Raw genomic sequence first — 14,564 nt, 5'->3', positions numbered from 1 at the left:
AACGACACCACCCATCTCACGCCGAGTGCGAGCTGGATGCAGGCGCTTGCCGGCATGGCCGACGGCTTGCGCGGGCGCGGGGTGCGGGTGGCGTTCAGCGCGGTGCCGCCGTTGCAGCACTTCAGCGCCTTGCCCTGGCTGCTGCGCCAGCTGATGGGCTGGCGCGCGCGCCTGCTCGACGCCGAGCTGCGCAGGCTCAGTGGGTGTCTGGGGGCAGAGTATTGCGCGCTGGAGTTGCCGTTCGAGCCGCGTTACCTGGCCGAGGACGGCTATCACCCCTCGGCGCTGGGTTACCGGCTGTGGGCCGAGGGCCTGGCCGAGCGTCTCACTCCGCTGCTGCGGCGTCCGCTTTGAGCTTTTCCGTCTGCCAGACCCGCACGCTTTTCACCCGGTTCTCCGTCGCCTGCAGGATCTCCAGGCGGTAGGGGCCGATCTTCAGGCACACGGCGCTGTCGGGAATGCTCTCCAGCGCCTCGGTGATCAGGCCGTTGAGGGTCTTGGGGCCCTCGCTGGGCAGGTGCCAGCCGAGGGTCTTGTTCAGTTCGCGAATGTAGGCGGCGCCGTCGATCACGTAGGTGCCGTCGTCCTGCGGGTGGATGTCGGGGCTGCGCAGGCTGTCCTGGTTGCTGAAGTCGCCGACTATCTCCTCGAGGATGTCTTCCAGGGTGACGATGCCGATCACCTCGCCGTACTCGTCGACCACTATGCCGATGCGCCGCTTGTGCTTCTGGAAGTTGATCAGCTGGGTCGACAGCGGGGTGTTCTCCGGCACGAAGTAGGGTTCGTGGCAGGCCGCCAGCAGGGCTTCCTTGGTCAGCTGGTTGTGGCTGAGCAGGCGGGCGATCTGGCGCATGTGCACCACGCCCTCGATCTGGTTGATGTCGCCGCGGAACACCGGCAGGCGGGTGTGCGGGGTGGTGCGCAGCTGGCCGACGATGCTTTCCAGGTCGTCGTCCAGGTCGATGCCGGCCACCTCGTTGCGCGGGATCATGATGTCGTCCACCGTCACCCGTTCCAGGTCGAGGATGCCCAGCAGCATGTTCTGCCGGTTCTTCGGCAGCTCTGCGCCGGATTCGCGCACCACGCTGCGCAGTTCCTCGGTGGACAGGCTGTCGCTGGCGCGTTGCGCCGGGTCGATGCCGAACAGGCGCAGCAGGCCGTTGCTGATCGCGCTGGTCAGCCAGACCACCGGGTAGAGCAGGCGCTGCAGCAGGTTGAGCAGGCGGCTGGCGGGGAAGGCCACCAGTTCCGGGCGCAGCGCGGCCAGGGTCTTGGGGGTGATCTCGCCGAAGATCAGCACGACGATGGTCAGGCCGGCGGTGGCGATGGCGATGCCGGCCTCGCCCCACAGGTCCACCGCCAGCACCGTGGCGATGGAGGCGGCGAGGATGTTGACCACGTTGTTGCCGACCAGGATGGTGCCGAGCAGGCGGTCCGGGCGGTCGAGCAGGCGGGTCACCCGCTTGGCGCCCTTGTGCCCTTCCTTGGCCAGGTGCTTGAGCCGGTAGCGGTTGAGGCTGAGCATGCCGGTCTCGGAGCTGGAGAAGAACGCCGAGCAGAGGATGAGAAAGATCAGCAGGCCGAGCAGGTAGCTCGCATGAAGGTCGTCCAAGGAAGGCGCCTCAGATGTGCAGGATGAATTCGCGCACCAGCTTGCTGCCGAAGTAGGCCAGCATCAGCAGGCAGAACCCGGCCAGGGTCCAGCGAATGGCCTTGTGCCCGCGCCAGCCCAAGCGGTGGCGACCCCACAGCAGCACGGCGAACACCACCCAGGCGAAGCTGGAAAGGATGGTCTTGTGCGCCAGGTGCTGGGCGAGCAGGTCGTCGAGAAACAGCGCGCCGGACAGCAGCGACAACGACAGCAGCAGCCAGCCGGCCCAGAGGAAACCGAACAGCAGGCTCTCCATGGTCTGCAGCGGCGGGAAGTTCTTGATCAGCCCGGACGGGTGCTTGTGCTTGAGCTGATAGTCCTGCAGCAGCAGCAGGATCGACTGGAACACGGCGATGGTGAGCATGCCGTAGGCCAGGATCGACAGCAGGATATGGGCCAGGATGCCGGGGTGTTCGTCGATCGGGCGTATGGTGCCCGAGGGCAGGAACTCGGCGGCCAGCACGGTCAGCCCGCCCAGGGGGAACAGCAGCAGCAGCAGGTTCTCCACCGGGATGCGCAGGCAGGCCAGCAGGGTCAGGGCGATCACCGCGTAGGCGATCAGGCTGGCGGCATTGAAGAAGTCCAGGGTCAGGCCGTGGACGTCGTGCAGCTGGAGGAACAGGCTGCCGCCGTGGAAGCACAGGGCGAGCACGCCGAGCAACGCCAGCAGGCGCTTGTCGGGGGTGCTGCGCTGAGTCAGGCGCAGGCCCTGGTAGGTGGCGGCGCCGGCGTACAGGCAGGCGGCGGCGAGGCTGGGCAGCAGAGGGTGCATAAATCCGTGTAAGGCGAGCCCGAAAGGCGCTGAGTGTGGCACAGATGATCGCCCGCACGAAAGACCGCTGGCGGTGTCGGTGGCGCGGCGACTTGGCTATAATCCGCCGCCTGTCGTACACCCGACTCCGGTCGAGCCGCACTTCCAAAGGAACGCGCATGTTCGAAAATCTTACCGATCGCCTGTCCCAGACCCTGCGTAACGTCACGGGCAAGGCCAAGCTCAGCGAAGACAACATCAAGGACACCCTGCGCGAGGTGCGCATGGCCCTGCTCGAGGCCGACGTGGCCCTGCCGGTGGTCAAGGACTTCGTCGCCAAGGTCAAGGACCGCGCGGTCGGCACCGAGGTGTCGAAGAGCCTGACCCCGGGCCAGGCCTTCGTGAAGATCGTCCGCGCCGAGCTGGAAGAGCTGATGGGCGCGGCCAACGAGGATCTGGCACTGAATGCCGCGCCGCCGGCCGTGGTACTGATGGCCGGCCTGCAGGGGGCGGGCAAGACCACCACTGCCGGCAAGCTGGCCAAGTTCCTCAAGGAGCGCAAGAAGAAGTCGGTGTTGCTGGTCTCGGCCGACGTCTACCGTCCGGCGGCGATCAAGCAGCTGGAAACCCTGGCTGGCGACCTGGGCGTGACCTTCTTCCCCTCCGATGCCAGCCAGAAGCCGGTGGACATCGCCAATGCGGCGATCCGCGAAGCCAAGCTGAAGTTCATCGACGTGGTCATTCTCGATACCGCCGGTCGTCTGGCCATCGACGCCGAGATGATGGCCGAGATCCAGGCCCTGCACGCCGCGGTCAAGCCGGTGGAAACCCTGTTCGTGGTCGATGCCATGACCGGCCAGGACGCCGCCAATACCGCCAAGGCCTTCAGCGACGCGCTGCCACTGACCGGCGTGGTGCTGACCAAGGTCGACGGCGACGCCCGCGGCGGTGCCGCGCTGTCGGTGCGGCATATCACCGGCAAGCCGATCAAGTTCATCGGCATGGGCGAGAAGAGCGACGCGCTCGAGCCCTTCCACCCGGATCGTATCGCCTCGCGCATCCTCGGCATGGGCGACGTGCTCAGCCTGATCGAACAGGCCGAGCAGACCCTCGACCGCGAGAAGGCCGAGAAGCTCACCAAGAAGCTGAAGAAGGGCAAGGGCTTCGATCTCGAGGACTTCCGCGACCAGCTGCAGCAGATGAAGAACATGGGCGGCCTCGGCGGCCTGATGGACAAGCTGCCGTCCATCGGCGGGGTCAACCTGGCGCAGATGGGCAACGCCCAGGGCGCGGCGGAGAAGCAGTTCAAGCAGATGGAGGCGATCATCAATTCGATGACCCCGGCCGAGCGTCGCGACCCGGATATCATCAGCGGCTCGCGCAAGCGCCGTATCGCCCTGGGTTCCGGCACCCAGGTGCAGGACATCGGTCGGCTGATCAAGCAGCACAAGCAGATGCAGAAGATGATGAAGAAATTCACCGCCAAGGGCGGCATGGCCAAGATGATGCGCGGTATGGGCGGCATGTTGCCCGGCGGCGGCATGCCGAAATTCTAGGGCCTGCGCCCCGGCCGATGGCCGGGCGGAAAAAGAGATTTGCAAACCGCCGCATAATCCTTAAAATATGCGGCCTTTCGGGCCTAGGCCCATTTTAAGTGTGTGCCTTAAGTTAGCACCGACTACAGGAACGATGTTCACATGGTAACCATCCGTCTTGCTCGTGGCGGCTCCAAAAAGCGCCCCTTCTACCACCTGACCGTGACCAACAGCCGCAATGCGCGCGATGGTCGTTTCGTTGAGCGCATCGGCTTCTTCAACCCGATCGCTGCCGGTGGCGAAGTGCGTCTGTCCGTCGACCAGGAGCGCGCGACCTACTGGCTGGGCCAGGGCGCTCAGCCGTCTGAGCGTGTTGCTCAGCTGCTCAAGGAAGCTGCCAAGGCTGCCGCCTAAGCACTTTTATGAGTACGACGCCGGCCGTCGCCGAGGATCTGGTGGTTCTCGGCAAGATTGTTTCGGTGCACGGCGTCAGGGGCGAAGTGAAGGTCTATTCCTTTACCGATCCCATCGATAACGTGCTCGATTACCCGCGCTGGACGCTCAGGCGTGACGGCGAGGTAAAGCAAGTGGAACTGGCCAGCGGCCGCCTGCAAGGCAAGGTGCTGGTTGCCAAGTTGAAAGGTCTGGATGATCGCGAGATTGCGCGTACCTACGCCGGTTTCGAGATCTGCGTGCCGCGTGGCGAGCTGCCCGACCTGGATGATGGCGAGTTCTACTGGTACCAGTTGCAAGGTCTGAAGGTCGTCGATCAGGCGGGGCAGTTGCTCGGCGTGGTCGATCATCTGTTCGAGACCGGTGCCAACGATGTGATGGTGGTCAAGCCCTGCGCGGGCAGCCTGGACGAGCGCGAGCGCCTGTTGCCCTACACCGGGCAGTGCGTGCTGGCGGTGGACCTGGCAGCCGGCGAGATGCGGGTCGACTGGGATGCGGACTTCTAAGGCCTATGCGCGTCGAAGTCATCACCCTGTTCCCGGAAATGTTTGCCGCCATCGGCGAGTACGGCATCACCAGTCGTGCGGTCAGGCAGGAGCTGCTCAAGCTGCACTGCTGGAATCCGCGGGACTACACCACGGATCGCCACCATACGGTGGACGACCGCCCCTTCGGCGGTGGCCCGGGGATGGTGATGAAGATCAAGCCTCTCGAGGACGCCCTGGCCAGTGCCAGGCAGGCCGCGGGGGAGGCGGCGAAGGTGATCTACCTGTCGCCGCAGGGGCGTCGTCTGAATCAGGCGGCGGTCCGCGAGCTGGCGCAGGAGCAGGCACTGATCCTGATCGCCGGTCGTTACGAAGGTATCGACGAGCGTTTCATCGAAACGCATGTCGACGAGGAATGGTCGATTGGCGACTACGTCCTGTCCGGTGGCGAGCTGCCGGCCATGGTGCTGATCGACGCGGTGACGCGCCTTTTGCCTGGTGCATTGGGTCATGCCGATTCGGCCGAGGAGGACTCCTTTACGGATGGCCTGCTCGACTGCCCGCACTACACCCGTCCGGAGGTGTATGCGGATAAACGTGTTCCCGAGGTGTTGCTTAGTGGCAACCACGAACACATCCGGCGCTGGCGTTTGCAGCAGTCCCTTGGGCGGACCTGGGAACGTCGCACCGATCTTCTGGATAGCCGCTCGCTTTCTGGAGAAGAGAAAAAGCTGCTGGAGGAATACATCCGCCAGCGGGACGATAGTTAACGTATCGATGGCAGGCCGGGAGGCTTGTCTTAGGAGCGCAGCATGACCAACAAGATTATCCAGATGCTCGAAGCCGAGCAGATGAACAAAGAAATCCCGAGCTTCGCCCCGGGCGACACCGTGATCGTTCAGGTGAAGGTGAAGGAAGGCGACCGTCAGCGTCTGCAGGCCTTCGAAGGCGTAGTCATCGCCAAGCGTAACCGCGGCCTGAACAGCGCCTTCACCGTGCGCAAGATCTCCAGCGGTGTGGGCGTCGAGCGTACCTTCCAGACCTACTCGCCGCTGGTCGACAGCCTGAGCGTCAAGCGTCGCGGCGACGTGCGCAAGGCCAAGCTGTACTACCTGCGCGACCTGTCCGGCAAAGCCGCGCGCATCAAGGAAAAGCTGTCCTAAGTTCGGACGCCTTTCTGAAAGAAGCAGCCTACGGGCTGCTTTTTTCGTTTCTGGGCCCGTCGACCGGCGGGTTTCGCGGCCCGGCCGAACCACATCGATTGCGAGCAGTAGTGGCATGAGTCCGAGAGAGCAAGAAATCCAGCGGCGCATCGCGCTGTCGGAAACCCGCGTGACCAAGGCGGTGTTCCCGCCGAGTACCAATCACCACAACACTCTGTTCGGCGGCACGGCGCTGGCCTGGATGGACGAGGTGTCCTTTATCGCCGCCACGCGGTTCTGCCGCTTGCCGCTGGTCACCGTGTCCAGCGACCGCATCGACTTCAAGCATGCGATTCCGGCCGGCTCCATCGTCGAGCTGGTCGGGCGGGTGAGCAAGGTGGGCAACACCAGCCTCAAGGTTGCGGTCGAGGTGTTCGTCGAGGGGCTGTATCAGGAAGGGCGCGAGCACGCCATCAGTGGCAGTTTCAGTTTCGTCGCGGTCGACGAGCGGCAGAAGCCGGTGCCGGTGCTGCCGGGCTTTGCGCCGGAGGCGGGCGTCAGGGACGCAGGCTGATCTTCAGGCTGGCCTGCGACAGGTCGATGTTGTGCAGGCTGAGGCTGCCGAAGCTCTGTCCGGCGGGGGCGTCCTTGACGCGGATATTGTCGAAGCGCAGTTCGCCGATGGAGCTGGGCAGGTTGACGTTGAACGAGCCGTCGTCGTTCAGTGTCGAACGCAGCTTGCTGGTGTCGTACTGCACGTCGCGCAGGCCGGTCTCGGCATCCAGGTTGTCCAGCGCCGGCATCACCAGCTTGGCCAGCTGCTTGACCGTGCCCAGGCCGTCGCCGCTTTCGGCGCGCAGCAGCAGACCCTGCAGGGCGTCGTCCAGGCCCTGGGCGCTGACCGCGCTCATTTCCGTGTCGCTCAGCGCCTGCATGCCCTGCGCGGTCTCCTGGCGGCTGATGCTGCTGGGCGGCTGCAGCCGCTGGATGTCGGCGCTGGCCATCTGAAAGGGGCTCATCAGGGCGGCCACCAGGGTGGCGGCCAGGCGCAAGTTGCTCTGCTTCTTCAGGGCCTTGCTCAGCTGCTTCTGGGTCAGCAGCCCTTGCTCGATCAGTACTTCGCCCAGGCGCTTGTGGCTGACGAGTTGCACTTTGATCGCCGCGTCCAGCTGTGCGGGGGTGATCAGGCCCTTGTTGATCAGGATCTGGCCGAGACGGGAGTGGGCGTGATTGGGCATGGCGCTACCGGTGGCGTGATGGCAGGGTGCAATCATGGCGCCGCCCACTCCGGCTGTCACCCAACCAAGGATAGGCTTGCCGGGCCACTGGTCGTATGACGCGGCGCGATGACCGACCGACGGTTGTCCGCCTGTTTCCATTGGTTGCACTCGTCCTGTCGGTCTCGGCTGTGGAACACTAGGCGCCCTCTGCCTGCGAAGAGTCCTCATGGCCACCCTGTCCCATCCCTTGATCGAGCGTTTCCTCGAGGCCCAGTGGTTCGAGAAGGGGCTGTCCGCCCATACCCGCGCCGCCTACCGCAGCGACCTGGAACACTTCAACGCCTGGCTCGACGCGCGCGGCCTGGCGCTTGCGCAGATCGGCCGCGAGGCGCTGCTCGATCACCTGGCCTGGCGCCTGGAGCAGGGCTATCAGGCGCGCTCCACCGCGCGTTTTCTCTCCGGGCTGCGCGGCTTCTACCGCTTTCTGCTGCGCGAGGGGCTGATCGGCGAAGACCCCAGCCTGCAGGTCGAGTTGCCGCAGATCGGCCGGCCGCTGCCCAAGTCGCTGTCCGAGGCGGACGTCGAGGCGCTGCTGCAGGCGCCGGATCTGGACGACCCCATCGGCCTGCGCGACCGCGCCATGCTCGAGGTGCTGTATGCTTGTGGCCTGCGGGTGACCGAGCTGGTCTCGTTGAGCCTGGAGCAGGTCAATTTGCGCCAGGGCGTGCTGCGGGTGTTCGGCAAGGGCAGCAAGGAACGCCTGGTGCCGCTGGGCGAGGAGGCCATCGCCTGGATCGAGCGCTACAGCCGCGAGGCGCGCCCGCTGCTGCTCGGCGGCAAGCCCAGCGACGTGCTGTTCCCCAGTCTGCGTGGCGAGCAGATGACCCGCCAGACCTTCTGGCACCGGATCAAGCATCAGGCCCGGGTGGCCGGCATCGCCAAGCCGCTGTCGCCGCACACCCTGCGCCATGCCTTCGCCACCCACCTGCTCAACCATGGCGCCGACCTGCGCGTGGTGCAGATGCTGCTGGGCCATAGCGACCTGTCCACCACGCAGATCTACACCCATATCGCCAGGGCGCGCCTGCAGGAGTTGCACGCGCTGCACCATCCGCGTGGCTAGGCCTGCCGTCCGGTCGTCAGCGAGCTGCCTGGCCGGCCATCTGTGGTAGGCTGTATCGATCTTCGCCCGTCCCTCGTTCGACAGGAGTGTTCATGTCCCTGACCCGTATTTCCGTTGCTCTGGCGCTGGTGCTGGGCAGCAGTCTCAGCCTGGCCGCCGATCCCGATCAGGCCATCCGCCAGAGCCTGACCTCGCTGGATGCACGCCTGCCGATCGAGGCCATCGCCGAGAGCCCGATGCCGGGCATCTATCAGGTTCAGCTCAAGGGCGGGCGCCAGCTCTACACCAGTGCCGACGGCCAGTTCCTCTTGCAGGGCTACCTGTTCCAGGTCAAGGACGGCAAGGCGATCAACCTCACCGAGATCGAGGAAAGTCGCGCGGTGGCCAAGCAGGTCAACGCCATCCCGGTCGAGGAGATGGTGGTATTCGCAGCTCAGGACAAGAAGACCCATATCACCGTGTTCACCGACACCGACTGCGGCTACTGCCAGAAGCTGCACAGCGAGGTACCCGAGCTCAACCGCCTGGGCGTCGAGGTACGTTACCTGGCCTTTCCGCGTCAGGGGCTGAACAGTCCGGCGGCCAAGGAGCTGGTCAATGTCTGGTGCGCCAAGGATCCGCAGGAGGCGATGAACCTGGCCAAGACCCGCCAGCCGGTGCCCGAGGCCAACTGCGACAACCCGGTGGCCAAGCAGTACCAGCTGGGGCAGATGATCGGGGTCAACGGCACGCCGGCCATCGTCCTGGCCAATGGCAAGATGATCCCGGGCTATCAGCCGGCGCCGCAGCTGGCCAAGATCGCCCTGGAGTCCAACTGAGCCGTGGATTGACTAACAAACAGCCGCTTCGTAATGTGCGGCTCTTTTCGGCGGCCGGAGCATGCTCCGGCCGTTTTACGCAGTGCTGATGGGGAATTGAGTGTGAAGCCGGTCAAAGTGGGCATCTGTGGGTTGGGTACCGTCGGTGGCGGTACCTTGAATGTACTCAAGCGCAACGCCGAGGAAATTACCCGGCGCGCCGGTCGCGGCATCGAGATTGCCCAGATCGCCATTCGCTCGCCCAAGCCGCAGTACGACATTACCGGCATCGCCACCACCAATGACGTGTTCGCCGTCGCGAGCAATCCCGAGATCGATATCGTCATCGAGCTGATCGGTGGCTACACCCTGGCCCGCGATCTGGTGCTCAAGGCCATCGACAACGGCAAGCACGTGGTCACCGCCAACAAGGCGCTGATCGCCGTGCATGGCAACGAGATCTTCGCCAAGGCGCGCGAGAAGGGCGTGATCGTCGCCTTCGAGGCCGCCGTGGCCGGCGGCATTCCGGTGATCAAGGCGATCCGCGAGGGCCTCGCCGCCAACCGCATCAACTGGTTGGCCGGGATCATCAACGGCACCGGCAACTTCATCCTGACCGAAATGCGCGAGAAGGGCCGCGCCTTCGACGACGTGCTCAAGGAAGCCCAGGCGTTGGGCTACGCCGAGGCCGACCCGACCTTCGACGTCGAGGGCATCGACGCCGCGCACAAGCTGACCATTCTCGCCTCCATCGCCTTCGGTATCCCGCTGCAGTTCGACAAGGCCTACACCGAAGGCATCACCCGCCTGACCACGGCGGACGTCAACTACGCCGAGGCGCTGGGCTATCGCATCAAGCACCTGGGCGTGGCCCGCCGTACCGAGGCCGGTTTCGAGCTGCGCGTGCACCCGACGCTGATCCCGGCCGATCGCCTGATCGCCAATGTCAACGGCGTGATGAACGCGGTGATGGTCAATGGCGATGCCGTGGGCAGCACCCTGTATTACGGTGCCGGCGCCGGCATGGAGCCGACCGCCTCGGCGGTGGTGGCCGACCTGGTCGACGTGGTGCGTGCGCTGACCACCGACCCGACCAACCGCGTGCCGCACCTGGCCTTCCAGCCGGATTCGCTGTCCGATCACCCGATCCTGCCCATCGAGCAGTGCGAGAGCGCCTACTACCTGCGCATCCAGGCCAAGGACCATCCGGGCGTGCTGGCCCAGGTGGCGAGCATCCTCTCCGAGCGCGGCATCAACATCGAGTCGATCATGCAGAAGGAAGTCGAGGAGCAGGACGGCCTGGTGCCGATGATCCTGGTCACCCATCGCGTGGAGGAGGCGAGTATCCTCGATGCCATCGCCGCCATGGAAGCGCTGGACGGCGTGGCCTCGCCCATCGTCCGTATCCGCGTCGAGCAGCTCAACTAATCCCGTGTCCGCCCGCAGGTCTTGGCCTGCGGGTGCAGTAGAACGAAGGTTTATCCCATGCGCTATATCAGTACTCGCGGCCAGGCGCCGGCCCTGAATTTCGAAGACGTGCTGCTGGCTGGCCTGGCCAGCGACGGCGGCCTCTACGTGCCGGAAAATCTGCCGCGTTTCACCGTCGAGGAAATCGCCTCCTGGGCCGGCCTGCCCTATCATGAGCTGGCGTTCCGGGTGATGCGCCCGTTCGTTGCTGGCAGCATCGCTGACGCCGACTTCAAGAAGATTCTCGAGGAAACCTACGGCGTGTTCGCCCACAACGCTGTGGCGCCGCTGCGCCAGCTCAACGGCAACGAGTGGGTGCTGGAGCTGTTCCACGGCCCGACCCTGGCGTTCAAGGACTTCGCCCTGCAGCTGCTCGGCCGCCTGCTCGACCATGTGCTGGCCAAGCGCGGTGAGCGCGTGGTGATCATGGGCGCCACCAGCGGCGATACCGGCTCGGCGGCCATCGAAGGCTGCAAGGCCTGCGACAACGTCGACATCTTCATCATGCACCCGCACAACCGTGTGTCTGAAGTGCAGCGCCGGCAGATGACCACCATCCTCGGTGAGAACATCCACAACATCGCCATCGAGGGCAATTTCGACGACTGCCAGGAGATGGTCAAGGCCAGCTTCGCCGACCAGGGCTTCCTCAAGGGTACCCGCCTGGTGGCGGTCAACTCGATCAACTGGGCGCGGATCATGGCCCAGATCGTCTACTACTTCCACGCCGCACTGCAGCTCGGCGCGCCGGCTCGCTCCATCGCCTTCTCGGTGCCGACCGGCAACTTCGGCGACATTTTTGCGGGGTATTTGGCTCGCAATATGGGCCTGCCGGTCAGCCAACTGATCGTCGCCACCAACCGCAACGACATCCTGCACCGCTTTATGTCCGGCAACCGCTACGTCAAGGACACCCTGCATCCGACCCTGTCGCCGTCGATGGACATCATGGTGTCGTCCAACTTCGAGCGCCTGCTGTTCGACCTGCATGGCCGCAACGGCGCCGCCATCGCCGGGCTGATGGAAACCTTCAAGCAGGGCGGCGGCTTCAGTGTCGAGGACGATCGCTGGACCGAGGCGCGCAAGCTGTTCGATTCGCTGGCGGTGGACGACGCGCAGACCTGCGAGACCATCGCCGAGGTCTATGCCGAGTGCGGCGAGCTGCTCGACCCGCACACCGCCATCGGCGTGCGCGCCGCCCGCGAATGCCGGCGCAGCCTGGCCACGCCCATGGTGGTGCTGGGCACCGCGCACCCGGTCAAGTTTCCCGAAGCGGTGGAAAAGGCTGGCATCGACGCGGTGCCGGCGTTGCCGCCGCACCTGGCCGACCTGTTCCAGCGCGAGGAGCGCTGCACCGTGCTGGCCAACGACCTGAAGACCGTGCAGCAGTTCGTCGCCGCTCACGGCAACCGCGGCAAGCCGCTGTAAGCGTCATCCCTGGCAATGCAAACCGGCGCCCTCGTGGCGCCGGTTTCGTTTTGCTGGCTGGCGCCTCGACCCGAGCGCAGCGATCCCCGGGGTCGATGGCCGAGTCAGCCGCCGAAGATCAGTGCCAGCAGTGCGCTCAGGCCGATCAGCGCCAGCCAGATCAGGGCGTTGAGCCTACTGGCGAGGAGGATGGCCGGCCCGCGCGGGCGAATCGGTGGATTCTCTTCCAGATACAGATCAACGCGCCGGGTCGCCTCTTCCTCGCTCAGGCGCTGACGCAGGCGCAGCAGCTCGATGGCCGCCTCGCGCTGCTCCAGGCGCAGCAGGCGGCGTACCTCCTCCGGCAGCTCGTCCACGGCCTCAGATCGCGCCCGAATCGCGCAGCGCGGTGATCTGCGCGGCGTCGTAGCCCAGGCTGGCGAGCACCTGGTCGTTGTGCTCGCCCAGTGCCGGGCCGGTCCATTCCACCGAGCCGGGGGTGTCGGACAGCTTGGGCACTATGCCGGGCATCTTGAACGCCTTGCCGTCGGGGAGCTTGGCCGAAAGGAACATCTCGCGGGCGAGAAACTGCGGGTCGTCGAGCATGTCCGCCGCCGAGTAGATGCGGCTGGCCGGCACCTCGGCGCGCTTGAGCAGCGCTTCCACCTCGCTCAGCGGCAGGCTCGCCGCCCAGCGGTCGATCACCCCGTACAGCTCGTCGCGCCGCGCATCGCGCCCGGCGTTGTCGGCCAGGTCCGGGGCTTCGGCCAGATCGGCACGGTCGATGGCGCGCATAAAGCGCTGGAAGATCGCATCGCCGTTGGCGCCGATCTGGATATGCCGGCCGTCGGCGCAGGTGTGGATGGAGGAGGGGGTGATGCCGGGCATGATATTGCCGCTGCGCTCGCGCACGAAGCCGAACACGTCGAACTCCGGCACCATCGACTCCATCATGGCGAACACCGCCTCGTACAGCGCCACGTCCACCACCTGGCCGCTGCCACCGTTGACCTCGCGTTGGCGCAGCGCCATCAGTGCGCCGATCACGCCCCACAGCGCGGCGATGGAATCGCCGATGCTGATGCCGGTGCGCACCGGCGGGCGGTCCTCGAAGCCGGTGATATAGCGCAGCCCGCCCATGGACTCGCCGACCGCACCGAAGCCCGGCTGATCCTTCAGCGGCCCGCTCTGGCCGAAGCCGGACAGGCGCACCATCACCAGCTTGGGGTTCAGCGCGTGCAGCACGTCCCAGCCCAGGCCGAGCTTCTCCAGCACGCCGGGGCGGAAGTTCTCGATCAGGATATCGGCGTCCGCCAGCAGCTGTTTCAGCACCTCCAGGCCCTGCGGGTGCTTGAGGTTAAGGGTGATCGAGCGCTTGTTGCGCGCCTGCACGAACCACCACAGCGAGGTGCCCTCGTAGAGCTTGCGCCACTTGCGCAGCGGGTCGCCGCCGTCGGGCGATTCCACCTTGATCACCTCGGCGCCGAACTCGGCGCAGATGCGCGCGGCGAAGGGGCCGGCGATCAGACTGCCGAGTTCGATCACTTTCAGGCCGGCGAGGGGTTTGCTGGGCGCGCTCATGGTGGCTCCTGTGGTTGCAATGCCTGCAAGCCTATTGCATTGGCGGTGGCCTGGCCACGGGCGCATCGCTAGGGCACTGGCCGAAGGATCAGGGTAGACTTGCCGCCTTTACGACCAGCCAAGAAGCCCGCCATGGCCCTGCCATCGACCACCTACAAGATCGACCTGAACCTCACCGACATGGACCGCAGCGTCTACGAGAGCCTGCGTTTCACCGTCGCCCGTCACCCTTCGGAGACCGAGGAGCGCCTGGCCGCGCGGCTGATCGCTTACGCGCTGTTCTATCACGAGCAACTGGCCTTCGGCCGCGGCCTGTCGGACGTCGACGAGCCGGCGCTGTGGGAGAAGAGCCTGGATGGCCGCGTGCTGCACTGGATCGAGGTCGGCCAGCCGGACAGCGAGCGCATCACCTGGTGCTCGCGGCGTACCGAGAAGTTCAGCCTGGTGGCCTACGGCAATCTGCGCGTGTGGCAGAGCAAGGAACTGGACCCGGTGCGCAGCCTGAAGAACATCAACGTAGTCGCCCTCGGCCAGGAGGCCTTGGCCGACCTGGCGCTGGACCTGCCGCGCTCGCTGTCCTGGAGCCTGATGATCAGCGACGGCGAGCTGTTCGTCACCGACGAGCGTGGCCAGCACGAGATTCCCCTGGAGTGGCTGGCCGGCGAGCGCGGCTGAGGCGGCTTGCGGGAGCGGTTGCTCAGGCGCACCACTGCGCCAGTATGCGACGCTGCTGACGCTGCGCCTCGTCGAGGGCGATGGGCCACAGGCGCACCCGACTGCCAGGCAGGCATTGCGCCAGACGCGCCACCGCCAGCGGGGTGAGGGCGCCCAGGCGCGGGTAGCCGCCGATGGTCTGGCGGTCGTTGAGCAGGACGATGGGCTGGCCGTCGCTGGGCACCTGGATCGCCCCCAGTGGCACGCCCTCGGACACCATCGACCGGCGCGCGCACTG

General features: G+C 65.7%; 16 protein-coding genes and 2 pseudogenes. 12 read left to right on the top strand and 6 right to left on the bottom strand.

The window, feature by feature from the left end; translation table 11 throughout:
- Positions 1-354, top strand: a pseudogene (locus tag N878_RS24725) (SGNH/GDSL hydrolase family protein); the annotation flags it as partial.
- Here N878_RS24725 and N878_RS24720 read toward each other — a convergent pair.
- Both N878_RS24720 and N878_RS24715 read right to left on the bottom strand, forming a co-directional pair.
- On the bottom strand, positions 326-1,612 hold the full coding sequence (locus tag N878_RS24720; protein WP_021446151.1) for an HlyC/CorC family transporter: 1,287 nt from the start codon (positions 1,610-1,612) through the stop codon (positions 326-328). The pseudogene N878_RS24725 and the gene N878_RS24720 overlap by 29 nt on opposite strands.
- A gap of 10 nt (positions 1,613-1,622) precedes the next feature.
- A complete protein-coding gene (locus N878_RS24715; protein ID WP_021446150.1) occupies positions 1,623-2,423 on the bottom strand; it encodes an inner membrane protein YpjD in 801 nt (266 codons plus the stop codon).
- A 158-nt stretch (positions 2,424-2,581) separates the two neighbouring features.
- Between N878_RS24715 and ffh the strand changes: the two genes are divergently transcribed.
- The 6 genes from ffh (at position 2,582) to N878_RS24685 (ending at position 6,591) form a co-directional block, all read left to right on the top strand.
- Complete coding sequence (ffh, locus tag N878_RS24710; protein WP_021446149.1) at positions 2,582-3,958, top strand: signal recognition particle protein; 1,377 nt, start codon at positions 2,582-2,584, stop codon at positions 3,956-3,958.
- A 141-nt stretch (positions 3,959-4,099) separates the two neighbouring features.
- The gene (rpsP, locus tag N878_RS24705) at positions 4,100-4,351 is read left to right on the top strand and encodes a 30S ribosomal protein S16 (RefSeq protein WP_003246162.1); all 252 of its coding nucleotides are present in this window, start codon (positions 4,100-4,102) and stop codon (positions 4,349-4,351) included.
- Between the two features lie 8 nt (positions 4,352-4,359).
- Complete coding sequence (gene rimM / locus N878_RS24700; RefSeq protein ID WP_021446148.1) at positions 4,360-4,896, top strand: ribosome maturation factor RimM; 537 nt, start codon at positions 4,360-4,362, stop codon at positions 4,894-4,896.
- A gap of 5 nt (positions 4,897-4,901) precedes the next feature.
- Complete coding sequence (gene trmD / locus N878_RS24695) at positions 4,902-5,645, top strand: tRNA (guanosine(37)-N1)-methyltransferase TrmD (RefSeq protein WP_021446147.1); 744 nt, start codon at positions 4,902-4,904, stop codon at positions 5,643-5,645.
- A 42-nt stretch (positions 5,646-5,687) separates the two neighbouring features.
- Positions 5,688-6,038: a 50S ribosomal protein L19 gene (rplS, locus tag N878_RS24690; protein WP_021446146.1), complete on the top strand. Its 351-nt coding sequence runs from the start codon at positions 5,688-5,690 to the stop codon at positions 6,036-6,038.
- 115 nt (positions 6,039-6,153) lie between these two features.
- On the top strand, positions 6,154-6,591 hold the full coding sequence (locus tag N878_RS24685; RefSeq protein WP_021446145.1) for an acyl-CoA thioesterase: 438 nt from the start codon (positions 6,154-6,156) through the stop codon (positions 6,589-6,591).
- On the opposite strand, the gene N878_RS24680 is transcribed toward N878_RS24685, so the two are convergent.
- Positions 6,575-7,255 carry a hypothetical protein gene (locus tag N878_RS24680; protein WP_031304082.1) on the bottom strand — a complete coding sequence of 227 codons (681 nt, stop codon included), beginning with the start codon at positions 7,253-7,255 and terminating at the stop codon, positions 6,575-6,577. The two genes, N878_RS24685 and N878_RS24680, sit on opposite strands and share 17 nt — an antisense overlap.
- A gap of 208 nt (positions 7,256-7,463) precedes the next feature.
- Between N878_RS24680 and xerD the strand changes: the two genes are divergently transcribed.
- From xerD to thrC, 4 genes are all read left to right on the top strand, one after another.
- A complete protein-coding gene (gene xerD, locus N878_RS24675) occupies positions 7,464-8,360 on the top strand; it encodes a site-specific tyrosine recombinase XerD (protein ID WP_021446143.1) in 897 nt (298 codons plus the stop codon).
- 92 nt (positions 8,361-8,452) lie between these two features.
- Positions 8,453-9,178 carry a thioredoxin fold domain-containing protein gene (locus tag N878_RS24670; RefSeq protein WP_021446142.1) on the top strand — a complete coding sequence of 242 codons (726 nt, stop codon included), beginning with the start codon at positions 8,453-8,455 and terminating at the stop codon, positions 9,176-9,178.
- Positions 9,179-9,280: 102 nt separating this feature from the next.
- A complete protein-coding gene (locus N878_RS24665) occupies positions 9,281-10,585 on the top strand; it encodes a homoserine dehydrogenase (RefSeq protein ID WP_031304079.1) in 1,305 nt (434 codons plus the stop codon).
- Positions 10,586-10,642: 57 nt separating this feature from the next.
- Positions 10,643-12,052, top strand: coding sequence for a threonine synthase (thrC, locus tag N878_RS24660; protein WP_021446140.1), 1,410 nt, complete (start codon positions 10,643-10,645; stop codon positions 12,050-12,052).
- Between the two features lie 104 nt (positions 12,053-12,156).
- Here the strand turns inward: thrC and N878_RS24655 are convergent, their stop codons facing one another.
- Positions 12,157-12,408 carry a hypothetical protein gene (locus N878_RS24655; protein WP_021446139.1) on the bottom strand — a complete coding sequence of 84 codons (252 nt, stop codon included), beginning with the start codon at positions 12,406-12,408 and terminating at the stop codon, positions 12,157-12,159.
- 4 nt (positions 12,409-12,412) lie between these two features.
- Positions 12,413-13,612, bottom strand: a complete 1,200-nt coding sequence (locus tag N878_RS24650; RefSeq protein WP_021446138.1) for a CaiB/BaiF CoA-transferase family protein — start codon at positions 13,610-13,612, stop codon at positions 12,413-12,415.
- A gap of 132 nt (positions 13,613-13,744) precedes the next feature.
- Between N878_RS24650 and N878_RS24645 the strand changes: the two genes are divergently transcribed.
- Positions 13,745-14,287 (top strand): YaeQ family protein, encoded by a 543-nt coding sequence (locus tag N878_RS24645; protein ID WP_021446137.1) that lies wholly within the window; start codon positions 13,745-13,747, stop codon positions 14,285-14,287.
- A gap of 22 nt (positions 14,288-14,309) precedes the next feature.
- Here the strand turns inward: N878_RS24645 and N878_RS24640 are convergent.
- Positions 14,310-14,564, bottom strand: a pseudogene (locus tag N878_RS24640) (allophanate hydrolase); the annotation flags it as partial.

The organism is Pseudomonas sp. EGD-AK9, from assembly GCF_000465935.2.
Classification (GTDB): Bacteria; Pseudomonadota; Gammaproteobacteria; order Pseudomonadales; family Pseudomonadaceae; genus Aquipseudomonas.
This window is presented reverse-complemented; position numbering and strand designations above follow the sequence as displayed.

Bases quoted from the DNA above. Each gene is read 5' to 3' on its own strand.
- N878_RS24715 (WP_021446150.1), bottom strand. From the start codon at position 2,423: ATGCACCCTCTGCTGCCCAGCCTCGCCGCCGCCTGCCTGTACGCCGGC.
- ffh (WP_021446149.1), top strand. From the start codon at position 2,582: ATGTTCGAAAATCTTACCGATCGCCTGTCCCAGACCCTGCGTAACGTC.
- rpsP (WP_003246162.1), top strand. From the start codon at position 4,100: ATGGTAACCATCCGTCTTGCTCGTGGCGGCTCCAAAAAGCGCCCCTTC.
- rimM (WP_021446148.1), top strand. From the start codon at position 4,360: ATGAGTACGACGCCGGCCGTCGCCGAGGATCTGGTGGTTCTCGGCAAG.
- trmD (WP_021446147.1), top strand. From the start codon at position 4,902: ATGCGCGTCGAAGTCATCACCCTGTTCCCGGAAATGTTTGCCGCCATC.
- rplS (WP_021446146.1), top strand. From the start codon at position 5,688: ATGACCAACAAGATTATCCAGATGCTCGAAGCCGAGCAGATGAACAAA.
- N878_RS24685 (WP_021446145.1), top strand. From the start codon at position 6,154: ATGAGTCCGAGAGAGCAAGAAATCCAGCGGCGCATCGCGCTGTCGGAA.
- N878_RS24680 (WP_031304082.1), bottom strand. From the start codon at position 7,255: ATGCCCAATCACGCCCACTCCCGTCTCGGCCAGATCCTGATCAACAAG.
- xerD (WP_021446143.1), top strand. From the start codon at position 7,464: ATGGCCACCCTGTCCCATCCCTTGATCGAGCGTTTCCTCGAGGCCCAG.
- N878_RS24670 (WP_021446142.1), top strand. From the start codon at position 8,453: ATGTCCCTGACCCGTATTTCCGTTGCTCTGGCGCTGGTGCTGGGCAGC.
- thrC (WP_021446140.1), top strand. From the start codon at position 10,643: ATGCGCTATATCAGTACTCGCGGCCAGGCGCCGGCCCTGAATTTCGAA.
- N878_RS24650 (WP_021446138.1), bottom strand. From the start codon at position 13,612: ATGAGCGCGCCCAGCAAACCCCTCGCCGGCCTGAAAGTGATCGAACTC.
- N878_RS24645 (WP_021446137.1), top strand. From the start codon at position 13,745: ATGGCCCTGCCATCGACCACCTACAAGATCGACCTGAACCTCACCGAC.